This is a genomic window from Parabacteroides sp. KHUB-02, assembly GCF_056640955.1.
This window is the reverse complement of record NZ_JBWQEV010000001.1, coordinates 2646770-2667854: the sequence shown is the minus strand read 5'-3', so window position 1 is coordinate 2667854 and position 21085 is coordinate 2646770. Positions and strand designations below refer to the sequence as shown.

21 protein-coding genes and 1 pseudogene are annotated in these 21085 nt (G+C 46.9%); 9 read left to right on the top strand and 13 right to left on the bottom strand.

Annotated features, from left to right (window positions below; all coding sequences use genetic code 11):
• The first annotated feature begins 25 nt into the window (after nt 1-25).
• From ACYIA1_RS11845 to ACYIA1_RS11835, 3 genes are all read left to right on the top strand, one after another.
• Nucleotides 26-2104 (top strand): RNA degradosome polyphosphate kinase, encoded by a 2079-nt coding sequence (locus tag ACYIA1_RS11845; RefSeq protein WP_211738308.1) that lies wholly within the window; start codon nt 26-28, stop codon nt 2102-2104.
• 5 nt (nt 2105-2109) lie between these two features.
• A complete protein-coding gene (locus tag ACYIA1_RS11840) occupies nt 2110-2793 on the top strand; it encodes a hypothetical protein (protein ID WP_005864237.1) in 684 nt (227 codons plus the stop codon).
• 197 nt (nt 2794-2990) lie between these two features.
• Entirely contained in the window at nt 2991-3995 is a 1005-nt protein-coding gene (locus ACYIA1_RS11835; protein WP_048927539.1) for a DUF4837 family protein, read from the top strand.
• A gap of 116 nt (nt 3996-4111) precedes the next feature.
• On the opposite strand, the gene ACYIA1_RS11830 is transcribed toward ACYIA1_RS11835, so the two are convergent.
• Nucleotides 4112-5509, bottom strand: a complete 1398-nt coding sequence (locus ACYIA1_RS11830) for a methyltransferase RsmF C-terminal domain-like protein (protein WP_121961763.1) — start codon at nt 5507-5509, stop codon at nt 4112-4114.
• Nucleotides 5510-5562: 53 nt separating this feature from the next.
• Here ACYIA1_RS11830 and ACYIA1_RS11825 point away from each other — a divergent pair, with 53 nt between their 5' ends.
• The 5 genes from ACYIA1_RS11825 to ACYIA1_RS11805 all read left to right on the top strand — a co-directional run bounded on the left by ACYIA1_RS11825 (nt 5563) and on the right by ACYIA1_RS11805 (nt 10931).
• Entirely contained in the window at nt 5563-6267 is a 705-nt protein-coding gene (locus tag ACYIA1_RS11825) for an SAM-dependent methyltransferase (RefSeq protein ID WP_005854278.1), read from the top strand.
• 10 nt (nt 6268-6277) lie between these two features.
• Nucleotides 6278-6880, top strand: coding sequence for an acyltransferase (locus ACYIA1_RS11820; RefSeq protein WP_480335362.1), 603 nt, complete (start codon nt 6278-6280; stop codon nt 6878-6880).
• Between the two features lie 14 nt (nt 6881-6894).
• Nucleotides 6895-9171 (top strand): GH92 family glycosyl hydrolase, encoded by a 2277-nt coding sequence (locus ACYIA1_RS11815; protein WP_347511604.1) that lies wholly within the window; start codon nt 6895-6897, stop codon nt 9169-9171.
• A 214-nt stretch (nt 9172-9385) separates the two neighbouring features.
• The gene (locus tag ACYIA1_RS11810) at nt 9386-10759 is read left to right on the top strand and encodes an MATE family efflux transporter (protein WP_121960949.1); all 1374 of its coding nucleotides are present in this window, start codon (nt 9386-9388) and stop codon (nt 10757-10759) included.
• Nucleotides 10728-10931, top strand: coding sequence for a hypothetical protein (locus ACYIA1_RS11805; protein ID WP_009018039.1), 204 nt, complete (start codon nt 10728-10730; stop codon nt 10929-10931). Before ACYIA1_RS11810 ends, ACYIA1_RS11805 begins: the two co-directional genes overlap by 32 nt.
• A 20-nt stretch (nt 10932-10951) precedes the next feature.
• Here the strand turns inward: ACYIA1_RS11805 and ACYIA1_RS11800 are convergent, their stop codons facing one another.
• From ACYIA1_RS11800 to ACYIA1_RS11755, 10 genes and pseudogenes are all read right to left on the bottom strand, one after another.
• The gene (locus tag ACYIA1_RS11800; RefSeq protein ID WP_005854288.1) at nt 10952-11554 is read right to left on the bottom strand and encodes a sugar O-acetyltransferase; all 603 of its coding nucleotides are present in this window, start codon (nt 11552-11554) and stop codon (nt 10952-10954) included.
• 28 nt (nt 11555-11582) lie between these two features.
• Entirely contained in the window at nt 11583-11813 is a 231-nt protein-coding gene (locus ACYIA1_RS11795) for a hypothetical protein (RefSeq protein WP_121960947.1), read from the bottom strand.
• Between the two features lie 39 nt (nt 11814-11852).
• Nucleotides 11853-13490, bottom strand: a complete 1638-nt coding sequence (locus ACYIA1_RS11790) for an RluA family pseudouridine synthase (protein ID WP_121960959.1) — start codon at nt 13488-13490, stop codon at nt 11853-11855.
• Complete coding sequence (locus ACYIA1_RS11785) at nt 13490-15031, bottom strand: family 43 glycosylhydrolase (RefSeq protein ID WP_480335359.1); 1542 nt, start codon at nt 15029-15031, stop codon at nt 13490-13492. The genes ACYIA1_RS11790 and ACYIA1_RS11785 overlap by 1 nt, the downstream gene beginning before the upstream one ends.
• Nucleotides 15032-15034: 3 nt before the next feature.
• A complete protein-coding gene (locus ACYIA1_RS11780; RefSeq protein ID WP_122382764.1) occupies nt 15035-15547 on the bottom strand; it encodes a hypothetical protein in 513 nt (170 codons plus the stop codon).
• Nucleotides 15548-15589: 42 nt separating this feature from the next.
• Nucleotides 15590-16033: a GNAT family N-acetyltransferase gene (locus ACYIA1_RS11775; RefSeq protein ID WP_480336319.1), complete on the bottom strand. Its 444-nt coding sequence runs from the start codon at nt 16031-16033 to the stop codon at nt 15590-15592.
• Nucleotides 16013-16450 (bottom strand): annotated as a pseudogene (locus ACYIA1_RS11770) (GNAT family N-acetyltransferase); the annotation flags it as partial. The pseudogene ACYIA1_RS11770 and the gene ACYIA1_RS11775, both read right to left, overlap by 21 nt.
• 7 nt (nt 16451-16457) lie before the next feature.
• Entirely contained in the window at nt 16458-17003 is a 546-nt protein-coding gene (locus ACYIA1_RS11765; protein WP_005864267.1) for a GNAT family N-acetyltransferase, read from the bottom strand.
• Nucleotides 17000-17557, bottom strand: a complete 558-nt coding sequence (locus tag ACYIA1_RS11760) for a GNAT family N-acetyltransferase (RefSeq protein WP_122144971.1) — start codon at nt 17555-17557, stop codon at nt 17000-17002. The genes ACYIA1_RS11765 and ACYIA1_RS11760 overlap by 4 nt, the downstream gene beginning before the upstream one ends.
• A gap of 14 nt (nt 17558-17571) precedes the next feature.
• On the bottom strand, nt 17572-18399 hold the full coding sequence (locus ACYIA1_RS11755) for an SDR family NAD(P)-dependent oxidoreductase (protein WP_009018046.1): 828 nt from the start codon (nt 18397-18399) through the stop codon (nt 17572-17574).
• Nucleotides 18400-18484: 85 nt separating this feature from the next.
• Here ACYIA1_RS11755 and ACYIA1_RS11750 point away from each other — a divergent pair, with 85 nt between their 5' ends.
• Nucleotides 18485-19780 carry a TIGR01777 family oxidoreductase gene (locus tag ACYIA1_RS11750; protein ID WP_048927549.1) on the top strand — a complete coding sequence of 432 codons (1296 nt, stop codon included), beginning with the start codon at nt 18485-18487 and terminating at the stop codon, nt 19778-19780.
• A gap of 73 nt (nt 19781-19853) precedes the next feature.
• Here the strand turns inward: ACYIA1_RS11750 and ACYIA1_RS11745 are convergent, their stop codons facing one another.
• Nucleotides 19854-20414 (bottom strand): flavin reductase family protein, encoded by a 561-nt coding sequence (locus ACYIA1_RS11745; protein ID WP_039848881.1) that lies wholly within the window; start codon nt 20412-20414, stop codon nt 19854-19856.
• 6 nt (nt 20415-20420) lie between these two features.
• Nucleotides 20421-20963 (bottom strand): flavodoxin, encoded by a 543-nt coding sequence (locus tag ACYIA1_RS11740; RefSeq protein ID WP_048927550.1) that lies wholly within the window; start codon nt 20961-20963, stop codon nt 20421-20423.
• Nucleotides 20964-21085 lie beyond the last annotated feature (122 nt).

Genomic DNA, 21085 nt, shown 5'->3' with positions numbered 1-21085 from the left:
TTTACACGCCTAAGATAAGAATATTATGGAGAATTCATATCAATATTTTAAACGGGACTTAAGCTGGTTGTCGTTTAACTACCGTGTCTTGCTGGAAGCGGAAGATGATACGCTGCCTATTTATGAGCGTATTAAGTTCCTTTCTATCTATTCCTCGAATCTGGAAGAATTTTATGAGATCCGGGTTGCGGAACACCGGGGGGTAATCATGAAAAAGAATTATTCGGAGGAGAGCGCAGCTGAGGCGGAAGAGACCTTGGCGGCTATCACCCGGGAGGTTAACCGCCAGCAACGGGACTATTACCGTATTTTCTCGGAGAAGATATTGCCGGAATTGAATCGCCAGAATGTTTACTTATACCAGAATGAGAAGCCGGAACCTTTCCATGAAGAGTTTGTCCATAATTTCTTTAATGAGGAGGTTTTCCCATTCCTGTCGCCGGTCATGATTCAAGCCGGTGATATACGTACGTTCATCCGGGATCGTCGGCTTTACCTTGTGATCCGTATGATTAAGCGGAGCAAGCGGATGAATGAGCCGGGCTTCGTACCCGAGTATCATTATGCGTTGATGAAGATTCCTTATGCGAAAGTTCCCCGTTTTATAGAGTTGCCTCAGCATGACGGGAAATATTATATCATGTTTATCGACGACATTATCCGTGCGAATTTACAGAATGTTTTTCCCGGTTATATTATTGATGGCTGTTACAGCATCAAGATTTCCCGGGATGCGGATATTTATTTGGATGATGAGAGCCGGGCGAATATCGTGGAGAATATCCGTAAGAAGGTAAAGAAACGCAAGATCGGAGCCTTGAGCCGTTTTATGTATGATCAAGCGATGCCGGATGATTTTCTGGCTTTTGTTTGCGATGCCTTTGGTATTACGTCGGAGGACTTGGTGTTAGGTGGACGATATAATAATTTGCAGGACTTGATGAAATTGCCGAATCCGGCGGGAAAGCATTTGGAGCAGCAGCCACCGGTGCCTATGCGTGTGCCTTTCCTCGATGAGATGGGGTCGGTATTCAAGGTCGTGAAGAAGCGGGATATCTTATTGCATTTCCCTTATGAGTCGTTTGATTATTTGATCCGCTTTTTGATGGAGGCGGCCTTTGATCCGAAGGTGGATGAGATCAAGATTACCCAGTATCGAGTGGCAGAGAATTCGGCCGTGATTAATACGCTGGTCAGCGCTGCCCAGAATGGTAAGAAAGTGACGGTATTTGTGGAATTGAAAGCCCGTTTCGACGAGGAGAATAATATGAGTACGGCAGAGCGTATGGAGCAGGCCGGTATTCGTATCATTTATAGTATTCCGGGCTTGAAAGTACATGCGAAGGTCGCGGTCATTCTTCGGAAGGATACGTCCGAGGGACTTAAACGACGTGATTTCGCCTATTTGAGTACCGGTAATTTCAATGAGAAGACGGCCAAGATCTATTCGGATATGGCGTTATTGACTTCGAATACGGAGATTATTACGGATATCAATAAAGTATTCGCTGTTTTGGAAGGGCGTATGAAAGAACCTACTTTCCGCCATTTGTTGGTGGCCCGTTTCAATATGGTCTCGGAATTGATTGGTAGGATTCGGCGGGAGATCGAGCATGTGCAGGAAGGCCGAAGAGGACGGATCATATTAAAGATGAACGGACTGCATGACCAACATATGATCGAGGAACTCTATCATGCGAGTGAGGCGGGGGTAGAGATCGATCTGATTGTCCGGGGGATTTGTTGCCTGGTACCGAACCAACCTTACAGCGCTAACATCCGGGTTACTCGTATCGTGGATATGTTTTTGGAGCATTCCCGGGTTTGGTATTTTCTGAATGATGGTCAGGAGGATCTTTTCCTTACCTCGGCGGATTGGATGCGTCGGAATTTGAACCGACGGATCGAGACGGCTTTCCCGATCCTTGATCCGGATCTGAAGAGGGAGATAATCGATATCTTGAATATCCAGCTAAGTGACAACGTGAAAGCTTGTTATTTGGATGGCGAGTTACGTAATAATTTTAAGTGTGATGATAATCCGGTAAAAGTGCGTTCGCAATTGGCTATCTATGATTATCTGAGAAATAAATCCATACGGTAACCGGGATGGGGGAGTTTTGGGGATTTGTTGATTGGGGGGCTGGTTGCTTAGCCTTGATCGTGGCGGTGGTATTTAGCTTTTTGTTGGGAGTACGTACGGGACGTATCCGGGAGAGAAATGAATCTGTCCGTTCTCGCATTCGGCAGAATAAAGCGAATATGTATCGCTATAAACAACAATTAGCCTCCTATCAAGAGCAAGTCGTACGCTTGGAGCGGGAACGGGATTCTCTGGTCATCCGCTCGGAGGCTTATGACCGGATCGAGACGGAGCTGACAGCCTATCGCCAGAAGATGGAGCAGTTGGAGAGAGAGATCCTTGTTCTTTCCGGCGATAATAACTTATTGGACAATGCTACCGGAAAAGTAGATGTGGATGTACCTAAGCTTTTATGTGCCCTTAAAGATGATCCTCTCCATGTGAATCCAAGTAAAGAGGAATGGGCTGAGATTATTGGTATGACCGATCTTCTGTTTAATAACTTCTTAACCGATCTGAGAAATAAATACAGTATTACCCGCCATGAGCAGGAAATATGTTGCTTGATCAAATGGAATTTCTCCCGAAAGGAGCAACTAGCCGTGTTTAATAATACTCCGGATGCGTTAACCAAATCGAAAGGCCGTTTAAAAAAACGTCTAGGCTTGGATGAAAAGACGGATTTGGATGCCTATGTCCGTTTATTATAAAGCTTAAAGTTATTTTGTTTGTCGTGATTGTCCGGCAATATTATCCGTTTATCTCCCATTGCGTGGTTTATATGTGTGATTATTAGTTGTTTGATGTTCGCTTGTTTTGTCCGGTACCATTTCTTTCCTCTTTACGATCCTTCCTGTACTTTTGCGATGTGTAGTTTAGTTTTTAAGAACGAATAATCAGGAATGCTATGAGAACACAAATTGTACTACTATGGATCAGCCTTAGCCTAATGGTGGGGCTTTCCGCTTGTGATTGGACTTCGTCCTCTCCGGTGGCCTCGCTACGGCGGGCTACCGGATGGCCTTTCGAGGTGGTGGTTGTAATGGATCGAGACGCATGGAATGGTGAGGTGGGGGAGTTGCTGCAAGAACAATTGCGAGCGCCGATACCTGCTTTGCCTCAAGCGGAAGCATCTATGCGTGTCACCTATTCGGAGCCATCGGGCTTTTCCGGTTTATTACGATACGTACGAAATATCTTGATCGTATCCGTAGATACTAACCGGTATACGAAAGCTGGAACAAGAGAGAGTCCCGATGAATGGGCCAGCGGTCAGAATGTTGTGACTCTGTATGCTCCGACTACCGCTGCTTTAACCGAGTTCCTTTTATTAAATGAAGGACGGTTGGTCAACCATTTCAATCGAGTGGAAAGGGAACGTTGGATAGTTGGACTTTCTAAGAGCCATAGCAGTTGGATCAATGAGAAGTTGAAGTCCCGTTTCGGTATCTCGCTGTTCGTGCCGGAAGATATGTCGGCCTATAAGGAAGAGACCGATTTCTTTTGGGGCTCGAATAACGCAAATAGGGGACGGACTGATATCTTGGTATATAGTTTTCCCTATACGGCTCAAGAGGCATTTACCGAAGATTATCTGGTCGCTATGCGTGATTCTGTAGTGAGGCGGAACGTACCGGGCTCTTTCCCGAATTCTTATATGAAGACTGAGAAGCGCTTCGAGCTTTCTTACGAGCCGATCACCTACCGTGGCGAATACCGCGGCGTATTGCGTGGTCTTTGGCGTATGGAAGGAGATAAGATGGGCGGCCCGTTTGTCAGCCATGCCCTGCTCGACAAGAAAAAAGGGCGGGTTATCGTAGCGGAAAGCTTTGTCTATGCCCCGGAATCAAAAAAGGCGAACTTGATCCGCCGGATGGAGGCCGCCTTGTTTACGTTGCGATTCGTGGATTAGGATTGATTCTCTCACGTATATAGGCGTAACCTCATGCGTATATACGCATCGGCCTACACGTACGTAAGTGTGATCTTATACGTATATACGTGTGGCTTTATGCCTATATAGTGGTCTTATCGTCCTAAAAATAGTTTGATTTCCTCCGGAATATATCCCGTCCGTATACGCCACTCTTGCGGATACAGGTTATTGGCCCGGTTGCCAAGGTTCTTTACAAAACCTAGCGGAAGTCCTTGGTAGCGTACCAACACATATCCCTTATCTGTACCGGAGGGTAAGACGAGCGCCTCTTTCTTTAAGAATTTAATAGCGTCTTCCCATTCCAGTTCCACGGATGGAAATGCATTGGGGGTTAAGGCAGTACTTAAAGCCAGCTCTTGAGATGGGATAAAGTCTTTCCCTTTCGCTTCTCCTAGGCAAATACCGGCGGAAAGTACCCGTAAAGGCTTGGCATTGATGAGTGAAAATAGATCCGAATGGGCTTTGGGATACGCTCGAAGGAAACTGCCGTTCCATTCGAGAGAAAACGAAGTTTCATCCGAAAGGAACAGACGGGCCTCCTGTGGGATAGACGGAGCGGCTTTTCCTCGCTCTTTTTTCCCTTTGGACTTGACACGAATCTCCTCGATCTCGCCTTCCGCTTTCCGGAGGGCGGCGAGGAAAAAGCCTTCACCCCGTGTCTTATGCGGGAAGAAGCGGTAAACCGGATGTTCAAACCGGAGGGCGCCGGTGATCTGCCATTCCTCTTGGGTAGGGATAGGCAATGCCTCGGCTCCCAACTCCTCTATTATATAATGTATGTTCTCCTCATCCTCTTCCGTATTATAGGTACATGTACTGTAGATCAAGATACCTCCGGGTTTCAAGGCGTTCCAGATATCATGGATGATGCGCCGCCCACGGGAGGCGCAAAGCCGTACGTTATCTACGCTCCATTCGCCTGTGCTATCCGTATCTTTCCGGAACATGCCCTCACCGGAACAAGGTACGTCGGTGACGATCACGTCGAACAGATGAGGCAATGCCTCGCCGATCTCCTCCGGGTCATTATTGATAACGATCGTGTCCGGGCGGCCCCATTTAGCGATATTCTCGGCCAATACATAACTCCGGCTGCGGATCACCTCATTGCTCACTAACAGGCTTCCATCCGGCAATAAGCTCGCCAGATGCGTGGACTTGCCACCCGGGGCGGCGCATAAATCCAAGCAACGTACCGGCTCTTTTACGTATGCCTTGATCGCTTGTTCCAGAAACATGGAAGACGCTTCCTGCACGTAATAGGCCCCCGCATGGAATAGAGGATCGAAGGTGAAAGACAACCGTTCCGGCAAATAAAAACCGCTCTCGCACCAAGCAACCGGAGCACCTGCTTTGGGAGCGGGAGTCCCTTTCATCGAGTTGATACGGATACTTACGGGAACATCAGCGTTTAACGCTGCCTCTAAACGATCGAACTCCTCGCCAAGTAAAGCCCGTGTACGGGTAATAAAATCAATAGGAAGTGCCATGATTATTCTGTTAGTTTGCGGCAAAAGTACTACTTTCGCGGAAAACAAACAGTATGCGAGCATCTCTTTTCCTTATACCAGTTACCTTGGGCGATACGGAACATCGCCGTGTTTTACCAGAGTACAACCGTGACGTGATCTTATCTATCCGGCATTTTATCGTGGAAAACGTGCGTACGGCACGCCGTTTCTTGAAAAAGGTGGAGCCGGGGATTGTGATCGATGACTTGACATTTTATGAGCTGAATAAACATACCTCACCGGAACAAGTAGCTGGTTATCTGGCTCCTTTGGCGAAAGGCGAGAGTGTAGGCGTGATCTCGGAGGCGGGCTGTCCGGCGATCGCTGATCCGGGTGCTGACGTAGTGGCTATCGCCCAACGGAAGGATTATCCGGTGGTACCGTTGGTAGGGCCTTCGTCTATCTTGATGTCGGTGATGGGATCGGGCTTTAACGGACAGAGTTTCGCTTTTCACGGTTATCTGCCGATTGATGCTTCCGAGCGAACGAACACAATCAAGAAATTGGAGGGAAGGATCTATTCCGAGCATCAGACGCAATTGTTTATCGAGACTCCTTACCGGAATAATAAACTGGCCGAGGAGTTGATCCGTACGTGCCGTCCGTCTACGAAACTGTGTATCGCCTCGAATATAACCTGTGAGGATGAGTATATCCACACTCGCCCGGTCAAGGAATGGGCGGGTAAAGTTCCCGATCTGAGCAAGAAGCCTACTATTTTCCTAATCTATAAATAAGAGGATTGATATGAGTTATCAAGCGCACGAGACAGCGGTAATCGATGCCGGTTGTGAGATCGGGGAAGGAACCCATATCTGGCATTTTTCCCATATCATGACGGGATGCGTGATTGGCAGGGCGTGTAATATCGGCCAGAATGTAGTCGTATCGCCGGGCGTGGCCTTAGGGAATAACGTGAAGGTACAGAACAATGTGTCTATTTATACGGGGGTGATTTGCGAGGATGATGTGTTCTTGGGGCCTAGTTGCGTGTTTACAAATGTAACCAATCCGCGTAGCGCTGTCTCTCGGAAAGACCAGTATAAGGAGACGGTGATTGGCAAGGGGGCCTCGATCGGAGCTAACGCTACGATTATTTGTGGACATACGGTCGGGCGGTATGCCATGATCGGTGCCGGGGCGGTGGTAACGAAGGATGTTCCGGCTTATGCGCTGGTTGTAGGAAATCCATCGCGGCAGATCGGTTGGGTAAGCGAGTACGGCCATCGCCTTGTATTTGACTCCGAAGGATTCGCTACTTGTCCGGAAAGCGGCCAACGTTACCGCCTACACAATCACCAAGTTGTAGAGACGGGGCACGCCCCGTCTCTACAATACAGACAATATTAATATTCTATACAAACATGAAAACATCTTTTTTCAAGCAAGGGTTCTTAGCGATAGGGATAGCCTGTTGCATGCAGCTTTCCGCCGTAGAGAATCCTGTAGACTACGTGAATACGTTAGTCGGTACCCAATCCAAGTACGAATTATCTACCGGAAATACCTATCCGGCCACGGCTATGCCTTGGGGTATGAACTTCTGGACTCCCCAGACCGGCGAGATGGGCAACGGCTGGACCTATCGTTACGACGCGGATAAGATCCGGGGATTCAAGCAAACCCATCAACCGAGCCCGTGGATGAACGATTACGGGCAGTTCTCCATTATGCCTACTACCGAAGGCTTGGTCTTCGACGAGGAGAAACGGGCTAGCTGGTTCTCTCACAAAGGGGAAGTGGCTACACCTTATTATTATAAGGTCTATCTAGCCGATCATGACGTGACTACCGAGTTGGTTCCGACGGAACGTGCGGCTAAGTTCCGCTTTACATTCCCGGAAACCAAGAAAGCGTATATCGTCATCGACGCTTTCGATAAAGGCTCTTATATAAAGGTATTGCCTGCGGAACGTAAGATCATCGGTTATTCCACGAAGAACACGGGCGGTGTTCCCCGTAACTTCAAGAATTATTTCGTGATCCAGTTCGATAAGCCATTCACGTTCTCCTCTACGGTTAAGAACGGGGCGATCCAGTTGGATGAGTCGGAGGTGAAGACAAACCATGCCGGCGCTATCATCGGTTTTGAGACAAAGGCCGGCGAGGTGGTGCATGCCAATGTGGCTTCTTCTTTCATCAGCACCGAGCAGGCCGAGTTAAACTTGCGTGAGGTGGGAGATACTGGTTTCGATCAGCTAGTGACCAAAGGGAAGGAAATCTGGAACCGGGAATTAGGTAAGATCGAGGTAGAGGATACGAACATCGATAACTTGCGTACTTTCTATTCTTGCTTGTATCGTTCCTTGCTTTTCCCTCGTAGCTTCTATGAGATCGATGCCAAAGGGCAAGTCATGCATTATAGCCCTTATAACGGTGAGGTCTTGCCGGGCTATATGTTTACCGATACCGGTTTCTGGGATACGTTCCGTTGTCTTTTCCCCTTCTTGAACCTGATGTATCCGGAGATGAACCAAAAGATGCAGGAAGGTTTGGTGAACGCTTATAAAGAGAGCGGTTTCTTGCCGGAATGGGCAAGTCCGGGCCACCGGGATTGCATGGTCGGCAATAACTCCGCTTCCGTGGTAGCCGACGCTTATATCAAAGGCTTGAGAGGATACGATATCGAGACGCTTTGGGAAGCTTTGAAGCATGACGCGAATAGCCAACTGCCGAGAACGGCTTCCGGTCGTGTCGCTTACGAGGAGTATAATAAACTGGGTTATGTACCGAATAATATCGGTATCGGACAAAACGTAGCTCGTACCTTGGAATATGCTTATAATGACTGGACAATTTATGCGTTAGGAAAGAAACTAGGCAAGCCGGCAAGCGAGATCGATATCTTCAAGCAACGGGCTAACAACTATAAGAATGTGTACGACCCAAAATATAAGTTGATGGTCGGACGCTCTGATAAGGGCGAGTTCAACCCTTCTTTTAAAGGTACGGACTGGAGCCGTGATTTCTGCGAGGGTAATAGCTGGCATTGGAGTTTCTGTGTTTTCCACGACCCGCAAGGTCTTATCGACTTAATGGGAGGAAAGAAGGAATTCAACCACATGATGGATTCCGTCTTCAAGATGCCTAGTCGTTTGGGTATGGATAGCCGCGGTATGATCCATGAGATGCGTGAGATGCAAGTAATGAATATGGGACAATACGCCCACGGAAACCAACCCATCCAGCATATGGTATATCTATACAACTATTCCGGCGAGCCTTGGAAAGCCCAATACTGGGTGCGCGAGATCATGCACAAACTTTATACCGCTGAGGCGGATGGCTATTGCGGCGATGAGGATAACGGACAGACTTCCGTATGGTATGTGTTCTCTGCCTTAGGCTTCTATACCGTATGTCCGGGCACCGACCAATATGTATTAGGTACTCCTCTGTTCAAATCCGTAAAACTCCATCTGGATAACGGAAAGCAGGTGTTGATCCAAGCGGACAAGGCTGATCGGGAGAACCGTTACATCAAGGGTATGAAAGTAAACGGCAAGACATACACCCGCAATTTCTTGACACATGAGCAGTTGCTAGGTGGCGCAAAAATTCAATACCAAATGAGCGATACCCCTAATAAACAGCGAGGTACGCAGGATAGTGATCGCCCCTATTCATTCTCTTTGGAATAAGAAAACCATGATGCCCATTGTAAGCCTGTTACAATAGGCATTCTAAGCACCTTACGATGCCCATTGTGAAGACCTTACGATGGGCATTGTTATTTTATGTGAATTCCGGTTTGAAATAATGATGGAGAGAGTTGCGTTTTACCTTAGGGTTGTTACCTTTGCGATGACTAATCAGTTTTTCTATCCTCTTTGTTTATCCTTTTAATTTAGATGTATGGCAAACTCAAAAGAGATGACGAGGGGTGCTGTATTCCCTCTTCTATTCAGTTTCACGATGCCATTGTTATTAGGGAATCTGCTTCAGCAGACTTATTCTTTGATCGATGCCGCTATCGTAGGTAAATTTCTAGGTATAAATTCGCTGGCTGCCGTAGGAGCCAGTACCTCGGTGATTTTCTTGATTCTGGGATTCTGTAACGGATGTTGCGCCGGTTTTGGCATCCCGGTAGCTCAAAAGTTCGGGGCGAGGGATTATGCGACGATGCGCCGTTACGTGGCGGTGGGGTTGCAATTGGCTACGGTGATGTCCGTGGTGATCGCCGCTGTCTCCGGTTTCTATTGCCGGGATATCTTGCGGGGGATGCAGACACCCGGGAATATCTTCGATGGGGCCTATGATTATTTGTTTGTTACTTTTATCGGTATTCCTTGTACATTCTTCTATAATTTGTTGGCAAGTATCATGCGGGCTTTGGGAGATAGCAAGACTCCATTCTGGTTCTTGCTGTTCTCTACGGTCTTGAATGTTTTCTTGGATTTATTCTGCATCTTGGTGCTAGGATGGGGCGTGATGGGAGCGGCTATCGCTACGGTTTTCTCGCAAGGGCTTTCCGCCATTCTATGTTATTTATATATGCTTCGGAAATTTCCGATCTTACGGGCTACTTCTTCCGAGGATCGAAGGTTTCATGCCGGGCTGGCCCGTACCTTATTGGCGATGGGGGTTCCGATGGGATTGCAATTTTCTATTACCGCTATTGGCAGTATCATGTTGCAGAGCGCCAATAACGCCTTGGGCACGGCCTGTGTCGCTGCCTTTACTTCCGCCGCCCGTATCAAGATGTTCTTCATTTGCGCTTTTGAGAGTTTGGGTATCGCCATGGCTACGTATTGCGGACAGAATTATGGGGCGGGAAAGCCGGAGCGTATTTTGCAGGGAATTAAGGTGAGTTCGTTGATGATGCTTACGTATGCCGCCGCTACATGGATGATCTTGATGCTGGGGTCTCGTTGGCTGGCCTTGTTGTTTGTGGCTCCATCTGAGGTCGAGATACTGGACTATACGGAGCAGTTTTTGCATATTTCTTGCTGGTTCTTCCCGGCTGTCGGGCTACTGTGTATCTTGCGTTACGCGATACAAGGGGTAGGTTTTAGCAACCTTGCGATGCTCTCGGGTGTTTCAGAGATGATCGCACGTATCTTGGTGAGCTTGTATGCGGTTCCCGCTTTTGGGTTCTTAGGCGTTTGTTTCGGTGATCCGTTGGCTTGGGTTGCCGCTGACTTATTCTTGATACCTGCGTTTTTGTATGTTTATAAAAAGATAAAGAAAAGATTAGATGATGAGAAAGTATCGGTGTCCGCAGTGTGATATCCCTTCTATGTATGTAAAGAATGCGGCTGGGGAACGTCTTTTAGTGTATGTTTACGAGAATGGGGAGGTCGTTCCCAAAGACCCTGCCGCGGATCTGTCCGGATTTGACTTGACAGAGGTATTTTGCCTAGGATGCTCATGGCATGGAGCGCCTAGGAAATGCCGGTGATTTTAATGGGTGGCAAGTTCTTATAAGTCTTCTTTGGGTAATTCTCTGATCACTCTACATGGGTTACCGACGGCCACGCTATAGGTGGGAATGGATTTTGTCACTACACTGCCTGCCCCGATCACGCTGTTCCTCCCGATCGTGATGCCGGGTAAGACGATCGTTCCACCACCAATCCAAACATTGTCTTCAATGGTGATGGGGAGGGCTTTTGTCCTGAAAAATAAATCCCCCGATCGTTCGTCCCAATCATTCACGAAGCGTTCGTTCGCATTTATCGGGTGCGTAGCCGTATATAATTGTACGTTGGGGGCGATGAGGACGTTATTTCCTATTTTGATAATATTATCGTCTAAAAACGTACAGTTCATATTGATAATGACCTTGTCACCAATAAAGATGTGCTTCCCGCATTCGCAATGGAAATTTATATCAATGCTGGAATACTTGCCAATGCTTCCTAGCATTTGGCGTAAGAGGGCATCTCTTGTAGCGCTGTCGGTTATATTGGTTGCGTTCAAACGAGCGAGTAGGTTTTTCGTCTGGACGATCATTTGCAGGACTTCTTGATCCAGATGGTTGCAATACTCGCCCGCCAAGAACTTTTGATAATTTGTTTCCATAATGATTACAGGGATTTGATACGGTTATTTACATATGTTGAAGTTGTATATAGAAGACGATGAAAAAGGCGATAGTCGCAATCAGGGCGATAGAAGAATATAGACGGAAAGGCTTATCTTGTTTATAGACTCCATAGGCTAGTCCTATCAAGGCGCACAGTAGTATACCAGTAGGGATGCCGAAGAAGCCTAAAACAATGACGCTAATAAGCATTACCCATCCCATGGCTATTAATATTTTACTTCTGATAGTTCTCATCTTTAGTATCTGTTTAGTTATTGGATATAATAGACAATTTTAGTGTTGAGAAAATGGAATCTTGGCACGTATCTCTATCCTCTCGAAAGTGATAGGATGCGTGAATGCTAGATATTCAGCGTGCAGATAGAGCCGTTCCGCCTTTCGTCCGTAAAGCTCGTCGCCAAGGATGGGGCAATGAAGACCTAGGGGATGGGCGGCGTGTACCCGTAGCTGGTGGGTACGTCCGGTTTGGGGATAAAAGGCGATAAGGGTTTTTCCGGAAGTCCGTTCCAATACCCGGTAGCGCGTGAGGGCAGGTTTCCCAAATTCTTCGCTTACGATTTGCCGGGGTCTGTCCAAAGGATCGGAACATAGCGGGAGACGGATCTCACCCTCATCTTGGGGAACTTCACCCTCTAATAAGGCGATATACCTTTTCTGGATGGTTCGGTTCTTGAATTGGGCTTGTAGGTCCTGATGCGCTTCTTTGGTCTTGGCGGCGAGTAGCAAGCCGGATGTCGCCATATCCAAGCGATGTACGATAATTGGGCCGGTGGCTTCCGGGTAAAGGATCGATAGCCTTTGATAGACAGAGTCCACATCTCCCTTGCCGGGGACGGAGAGCATACCTTCCGGTTTATTGATGACCAACAAATAGTCGTCCTCATAAAGGATATCCAGCTTCGTCTCCCGGTGAGAGTCCGCCAATAACGGATTTTCATCTACCCGCAATCCCTGTAGCATATGATGGAGGATCGGCTCGCATTTTCCTTTGCAAGCCGGATAATAATATCCATGGTGCCGAATCTCCGTCTTGGGAGAATCGCCCCACCAGAACTCAGCCATGGCGATCGGTTCCAACTGATGCTGGTAGGCGTATTGCAAGAGTTTAGGGGCGGCGCACTCACCCGCTCCGGCAGGCGGCGCACCTTGGTAGGTAGGGGCGAACAGTTCGCATAAGTCCTTCACCTCGCCCCGGGCGTTCAGGATTCGGAATTGTTCGAACAACTTGCGTTGCAAGGCCGCCGACCGTCGCTTGCGTTCTTGCTTCAGTTGCTCGATCTCCTGCTCAAGCCGATCCACCTTGGCTTGATCCTCCTCCAGTATAGACCGCAATGATTTCTTGGTTAGCTTGTGAGCGGCTTTCATGTGTTGGCTCTCTTTAATAAGAAGTGCGGTCTCTTCTTCCGTGAGAGGGAACTGCCGAAGTCGGTCGCGCTCCTCTTTCCTCTTTTTCATCAAGTCTTTTGCGGCCTGTAATACGAAATCGCAGTATTCGATCGTGCTTTGTAACCTCGACCGTGCGTCTTCGAGAGCTGGAGAGGCTTGCAGGGTTCGGATACGGGCATTGATCTCATTGATCCGCTCCTCCTCTTGCCGGAAGAAACCATCCGGTTGTAATAGGTCATAGATCGGGGGGACGAAGAAAGGATGTACATTCTTCCCCGCTAGGTTACCGGAGAACGCGGCCAGATAGCCGACCTCTCCGGCGGGAGTACGAACCACCAATACGCCGAACATTTTTCCGGCTTGTAACTCTTCCCGCCATTCGGTTCGTTCTTTCAGGTATGCCTGCGTCTCCTCAGCCGCTATTACGCATAGAGGATGCGGTGTATAGTGAAAAGGATACGTGAATCGTTCCGGTAAGGGGATCGATTGTATCGGTTGGGCAAACGTGTGAAACTTAGATTCCATCATTCATTTTTTAATAGACAATAAACGTAAACGGCCGGTGCCGTAGGATCTCCCTCTTGATACAATCCCGGACGGGAGATACGATCCCATTGGGTCAACGACCGGGTCTCTTTTGCGGAGAGAGCTTCGCCGACGATCTCGTTCCATGCTTGTCCATCCTTACTCCAGTAGAACGTGCTATGCGTACCGTTGGTCACTTTCATCCGTAGATATAAAGGCGAGGCGGGAAGAGGAAGATCGGCCAATGGATGTTCTTTCCCCTCTAGGATATATTTCAATATCAAACGGTCTCCTGCGCATCCGCAGGTGATTAGGTTATTTGCGTCTCCGTACATCGTGATTCCTTTCCAACTGTCATTCCGGTTTACGATCGCTGTTTCCAACGTGTAATCCGGGGAGGTTGGGCGTAAACAAAGTGCCGCTCCGGTCTTTACGCCGGGTTTCGGTGTTCCGGATAGAGAGAGTTTACCGTTCTTGATCTCGGTCTTGACATCCGTGTAAGGATAGTTCCAACTCCATTCGGGACGCAAGGTAGCACCGGTGAAATCATCCGAGAAATCGAATACCGGCACTTGTGCGGACTCGGCAAATGGCATGGGTTGCGTGCGGCTCGCGTATTCCCCGGTTACGAAGTGAGGCCAATGATCCTCGCCCATTCTCACCTCTTGCAGGTAAGGTTGGCGACCTTGGTAGAAGCCGCTTCCCGGTTGGTAAGCGTGGCATAGGTAATACATGCGTCCGTCCGGTGTAGTCGTAATCGTTCCGTGACCGATGGAGAGAACCTCCTTGCTTCCGTGCAAGATCGGGTTTCCTTGGTATTTCTCGTAAGGACCTTCCAGCTTCTTCGAGCGAGCCACGGATACGGCGTAATCGCTCTGCGGGCCGCAACAGCCTCTCACGGAGTAGATGATATAGTAATATCCGTCTTTCTTGAACCAATGCTGACCTTCCATGCCTTGACGCTCATCGTCACGCAGCAGGCTGAAAGGCTTTCCGTCTAGGCGAAGCCCATCGTCCGTCAACTTACAGGCCAATAACTCTATGGGTTGGTTATCCAATCCATAAGCCTTCCAACTGATGTAAAGTTTGCCTTTATCCTCCAAGATAAATGCGTCTATCGCTTCCTTCCCGAACTCTACCACCGGGCCGTGATCCTTGAACTTGCCCGTAGGTGAATCCGCCACGGCAACACCGATGCACGAGATGTTATCCGATTGCTTCCGGGCCGTATAATAGACATATACCTTCCCTTTATGCTGATACCATTCCGGAGCCCAGAATGAGGACTTAGTCCATTCCGGCTTCTCGTCGAATACATGTCCGGTTTGCTGCCAGTTCACCAAATCGGTAGAGGTGAAAACCGGATAATAGGGGGCCCATTCCGAGGAGGTGCCGGTGATATAGTAAGTCTGATCGATCCGAATAATGGAAGGATCGGCTACGTCACCGTGGATCACGGGATTGGTAAAATAGGATTCTTGTTGCGCTAGTCCTGTGGCCAAGGAGGCGGCACAGAAGAATAGTGTGAAAATCTTTCTCATGTTTTATCGTATTTTTTTTAAGATGTTCTTACGTACGGTCCGCAAAGAGATTTGTAGAAAATCGGGTTCCGCCAGATCAAGTAGTGTCTTATACTCCAGTAATAGCTCTGGAATGGGACGGCATAACTCATATCCCAGTTTCATACAAAGCGTTTGTACACCGGGTAATTCCTTCGCTGAAAGCATCCGGTCCAGGCAGAAGTTCAGGAAATCTACTCGTGGGGGATTCGTCTGGGGTTGTCGTACAAGCAGGTTCAAGAGAATGCGTCGCTTTCCGGAGTGCTTACAGTTAAGCACCTCATTTATCAGCTCATCCTGTTTATCATATAGCCATTCGTTTTCCTTGGTCGAGAAATGGCTACAGACCCATAACGCTTGATAACTAACGGCATCATCCGGATCGAATATCAGATCGTATAGCTCTGCTTTCCGTTCTTGGTTCCCTTGTACATAAAATAATATCTCATGGATATCCTCTATATGACAGCGGCTTGATAGTCTCTCTTTTAGGTCCATTCTCAATCTTTGTTGTTGTGTTAAGATCATTCCCTTAAATTTTTAAGGAAGTGTAGCTTGAAGATGAAGTATCGGGAATGGCTTGTTGGAGGAATCTGTCTCGTCTCTTCCTATCACTTGGAATCCCAGATGCTGATAGAAATGAAGTGCGGTTGTGTTTTGCTCATTTACGTCGACTTTTCGGATGGGTGTCTCTTGCAAGGCGAATTGGATAAGTCGTTTACCTAATCCTTTGCCTTGCTCTTCCGGATGTACGAAAAGCATCTCGATAAGCTCATCGCTTAAGCCCATGAAGGCGGCGATCTTTCCTAGCTCATTTCGGATGATATAAAGTTCTACCAATGGGAAATATCCGGGAACAAGTTCTTTATAAAATAAGATATCCTCTTCTTTTAGGAAATGATGGGTACTACGTACGGACGCTTCCCAAAGCAGAAGAAGCTCATTGAAGTCCTCGAAGGAGGGACGGGTTATCGTTCGCTTCATCGGGGTGTACTTCATCCCATGTGTAGTTTGTTCTTCGCAGATTGGTTCGAACCCGAATTTCCGGTAGATTGGGATTGCATAGGAAGAGGAGTTGACTGTCATTTCCGAGACTGGCTTATCTTGGATAGCGGCCTCGAATAATCGTTTGCCGATACCTTTTCCATGATACATAGGCGTGATGAAGAATAAGGAGATATGCTTTCCTTCATTTTTTGTCGCGATTAGACCTATTAATGACTCACCCTCGAATGCTCCGTAAATGGTTAGCTCATTTACCAGATCCTTATTGTAAATGAAACTCTTGAAGGTTTTCAATCCCTCTTCGTCGAAGTCATTCTTGCCACATTGGATGAACACGTCCAAAGACAAGGTTAATGCCTTATCGTATTCGTTTACCTGTAATTGTCTTATTTGCATAAATGGATTATAAGTCTTTGTTCCCAACTAATTTCTCATCCGCTACGATCTCAAAATGATGCGCATCGATGAATCGCCCGTTTTTGTAACAAGCTTTTCGGAAGATGCCAGTTTTCTTGAATCCCACTTTCTCTAATACCCGCATGGATGCCAGATTATATTCATACACCGTGGCGAATATACGAATAACCTCCGTATGCTCAAAATAATACTGGATCGCATCGGCTAACGCTTCAGAGGTAATCCCTTGGTTCCAATATCTCTCACTGATCCAATAACCGACTTCCGCATTGAAACGTTCCACATCCGTTCCTCTCACAAAACCTATATTGCCGATTGCCTCACCATGAACCACAATGCAGAAATCCGATATTTCAGTTTTTTCTCGTGCTTGGCTGATGAAGCAGCGGGCATTTTCTTTTGTATAAGGATGAGGCAATCCATCCCGACAGTTATCCCAGATCTTCTTGTTATTAAGGTGCAAGGTTAAGGATTCCGTATCTTGACCTTCCCAACTCCTGAGCGTATATAAATCTTTTGTTACTACTATCATAAACTATTGTTTTTGTTTGAAAAGGAATGATGGTCAAGATAATAGCACAAATGATCCTCTATTTGTCCAGTATGCATTAGCTCTGCTTGATGAAGCCGTCCTTCGTATACGAATCCATTCTTCTCTAATACACGTTGTGAGCGTTGATTGTGAGGATAACAATTTGCCGTGATCAAATGTAAATTCATTTGAGTGAACCCATAATTCAATACGGATTGCACTGCTTCTGTCATGAAGCCTTGTCCCCAACACTCTTCTTTTAGCCAATAACCCAGCATGCGAGCATGTGGGTTTTCTCTTTTGGGATCAGGAATGATGCCAATGGAGCCAATGACTTGTTGAGTCTCTTTTGATACGATAGCCCAAACCCCTTCTTTTCCGATAAATATGGTATTTAGTACATCAATAGTCTCTTCGATCGTTTCGAGAGGTTTCCATCCGGCGTTATTGCCTAGGTTTGGATTCTTACAGCTCTCAAAAACATCAGGAGCATCGCTTTCGCTGAAAGGACGGAGCACAAGACGGTTGGTTTCTATGTTCGATGTTTGTGTCATATACGGATGTTTATTTAGTCGAGATAGATCATTTTCTTGGTCATCCCACCGTCAATCGTAATATTCTCGCCATTAATGAAATCGTTTTCCTCTTGACAGAGAAATAAGCACATACGGGCGATATCCTCCGGCTTTCCCACCCTTCCGGACGGATGTTGAGCATGATCCTCCGGACGAAGCTGGTCGTAATTGTTATTCTGTATCCAACCGGGAGCGATAGAGTTTACCGTGATATGCCATTCCGAGAGCGATAAGGCCAACGCATGCGTCAAAGAATAGATACCTCCTTTAGAGGCGGCATATCCCTCGCTACCGGGTTCACTCATCAAGTAACGGGTAGAGCAGATGTTGATAATCCTGCCGTATGGATTGGGGGTATCGAGAGATTGCCGATGGAGCGCTAATCGCCGGGAAGTGATGAACGCAGGACGTAGGTTTATGGATAATATCTTATCAAAATCCTCTACACTCGTTTCCGTGATGGATGAGAACTGGCTGATACCCGCGTTATTGATGATGATATCGATATCGCCCCATTCCTCGATGATCTTTTGCAGGCAATTCTCCAATGCGGTCTTATCGCTAACGTCCACGGGAAAGAATTGAGTTCCGGTTTGTAACGCAGTCTCTTTTCCTGATGCTTCGTTTTTATCACAGAACGCTACTCGATGGCCAGCTCCCCTGAACGTTCTCACGATGGCTTTTCCGATCCCCTCGGCCCCACCGGTAATGAAGACTCTTCTTGTTTTATGGAGTGTCTTCGTATTGTGACTGGTTCTTGTCCCGGAGATTTTCCGGGCTTGATATTGCTCGTATTTTTTTTCCAAATAGTTGTCTGCCATGATCCATTATTAGTTGAAAGAACAAATATAGTGTTTAACTAAATAGGTTGTGCGCTTGTTTATAAGGTAAAGATCATTTAGAATCATGAAAATAGCGATTAGCGGTGCGAGTGGATACATAGGACAGCATCTTACTCTTTTTTTCACGGAAAAGGGTGATGAGGTGGTTCCTTTAGGAAGGAACCTGTTCAAGGAGGAGAATTTCGATGAGCTATGCCATCGTGTGGAATCGTGTGATGTGGTCATTAATCTGGCGGGTGCTTCCATTAATAAGCGCTGGACAAAAGCGTATAAGCAAGAATTATATGATAGTAGAATCCGGACAACCCATCAGTTGGTAAATGCCATAAATACCCGGGATATTCTCCCAAAGTTGTTTATATCAACTTCTGCCGTAGGCTATTATCCCACATCCGGAGAATATGACGAATATAACAATCGGCAAGGTGAGGATTTCTTGGCCCGGTTATGTGGCGCATGGGAAAAGGAAGCGCGGGCGTGTTTGCCGGATGTGCGGCTTGTGATTGCCCGGTTCGGGGTCGTACTCTCGGAGGATGGCGGGGCATTGAGACAGATGCTTCATTTGCAACGTCTCTCCCGGATAGGTGTGGTGATAGGCGATGGCCAACAGAGTTTTCCGTGGATCAGCGTGCATGATTTGTGCCGCTCTTTTGATTTTATGATACAAAATAGTACGTTGAGAGGAGTGGTCAATCTTGTCTCTCCGCAATGTATTACCCAAAAGCAACTGGCATATGCGCTGGCGAGAGCAGATGGAATCCGTTGGGTTATGCCTTTGCCTACATTCATTTTCCGACTGATGTTCGGTGAAGGGGCTTCGTTTGTAACGAAGGGGCAAACGGTTCATCCTACGAAATTATTGGAGTCTGGTTTTACGTATGATTATCCGACAATAGAAAAGCTTATGAATATAACAGATCATCGTACCGTGCAGGCACTGGATGTCCGCCGGTATATGGGAAGGTGGTATGAGATCGCCCGTTACGAGAATCATTTCGAGAAAGGTATGACGGATGTTACGGCTACTTATACATTGCGATCGGATGGAAGAATCCGTGTGGAAAACGAGGGGTTTAAAGATGGAATCCATAAAAAAGCAGTAGGCCGGGCGAAACAGCCGGAACCAGAAAATAGTCCGGGTAAATTGAAAGTCGCTTTCTTTTTATGGTTCTATTCAGATTATTATATCTTCGAACTCGACGAACATTATCAGTATGTTGTGGTAGGCAGCAGTTCTGACAAGTATCTCTGGATTTTGAGTCGTGATAAATCCTTGCCGGAAGCGGTTATGGAAGATTTGCTTGGCAAGATAATGAAACGAGGATATGATATCTCTAAATTGGTTTATAACAGAATTTGATTACATAGTTTCCAAAATTAGTATTGATAGTAATCTAGGCTACTATCAATACTAATTGCTATTACCCTGTCATTTATTTCAATTGTTTTCCATCAGCAAAGGCATTTCCTACCTTTTCGCCCACTCTCAAATAGTCGTTGTTGAATGGATCAAAGATGATGGGAGCGGCTTTAGCTACATTCACCTTGCCGTTCTCATCAAGTACACGCTCGTCAACACTGACATTTACGATCTCGCCACGGAGTATGCAAGTATCCGGATCGTAATCTTTTAATTTACATTCGATAGCCACGGCCAATTCGTCGATCAACGGAGCATCTACGAAGTCTGATTTTGTAGCGTGAAATCCTGCTTTGGCAAACTTGTCGGTAACTTTATTGCCCGACACGATACCTACATAATCACAAGCTACGACATGATCGGCATCTGCCATGCTTACCGTGAAAGCTCTACGCTTCAGGATATTCTTAACAGTCTTGTGACCGGCGCTAAGACACATGCTGATCTCATTCATCTCACTGATACCGCCCCAAGCGGCGTTCATCGCGTCGGGAGTTCCATCTTCTCCATACGTGGCGATAATAAATACGGGTTGCGGATAGCTCAAAGGCTTCGCTCCAAAATTCTTTCTCATAATCATTTATTTTTTAGTCCAATTCTTGATATCTTCTTCTGTCGCTCCGTTCATCAACTTTCCTTTTTGCCAGTTCACATCCGGATAGGCTTTCCGCAATTCACTCTCTGCGTTCGAGATACTGCTGCTGCCTGATGTGGCGAATGGGATAACGGTTTTACCCGAGAGATCGTATTTTTCCAAAAAGGTGTTGATGAGTCTTGGGGCTTGATTCCACCAGATGGGAAATCCTAGGTAAACGGTGTCATACTCCGCTAGGTTCTTCAAATCATCGATAATGGCCGGTCGTGATGTAGGATCGTCCATCTCTACGCTGCTGCGTGAGGATTTATCCCGCCAGTTCAGATCGGCGGAGGTATAGCTTTTCTCAGGTTGGATCTTGTGAAGATCACCGCTGACAATAGATGCGACTTGTTGGGCCGCTTTTTCAGTATTTCCCGTTGCCGAGAAGTAAGCCACTAAAACTTTTGTCCCTTCGGCAGCCTTTTGCGCATAAGAGGCGATACATACCATTGAGACCATGACCATGAATAATACGATTCGTTTCATACTTCTTGAATTTTTGTTGTTTTTATATTCATTACGAGAATGCTATGTATTTATGGCGATAAAGATAGGAGAGAAAAATGAAACAGTTTGTACCCAAATTACAGATATATCTGATATTTTTA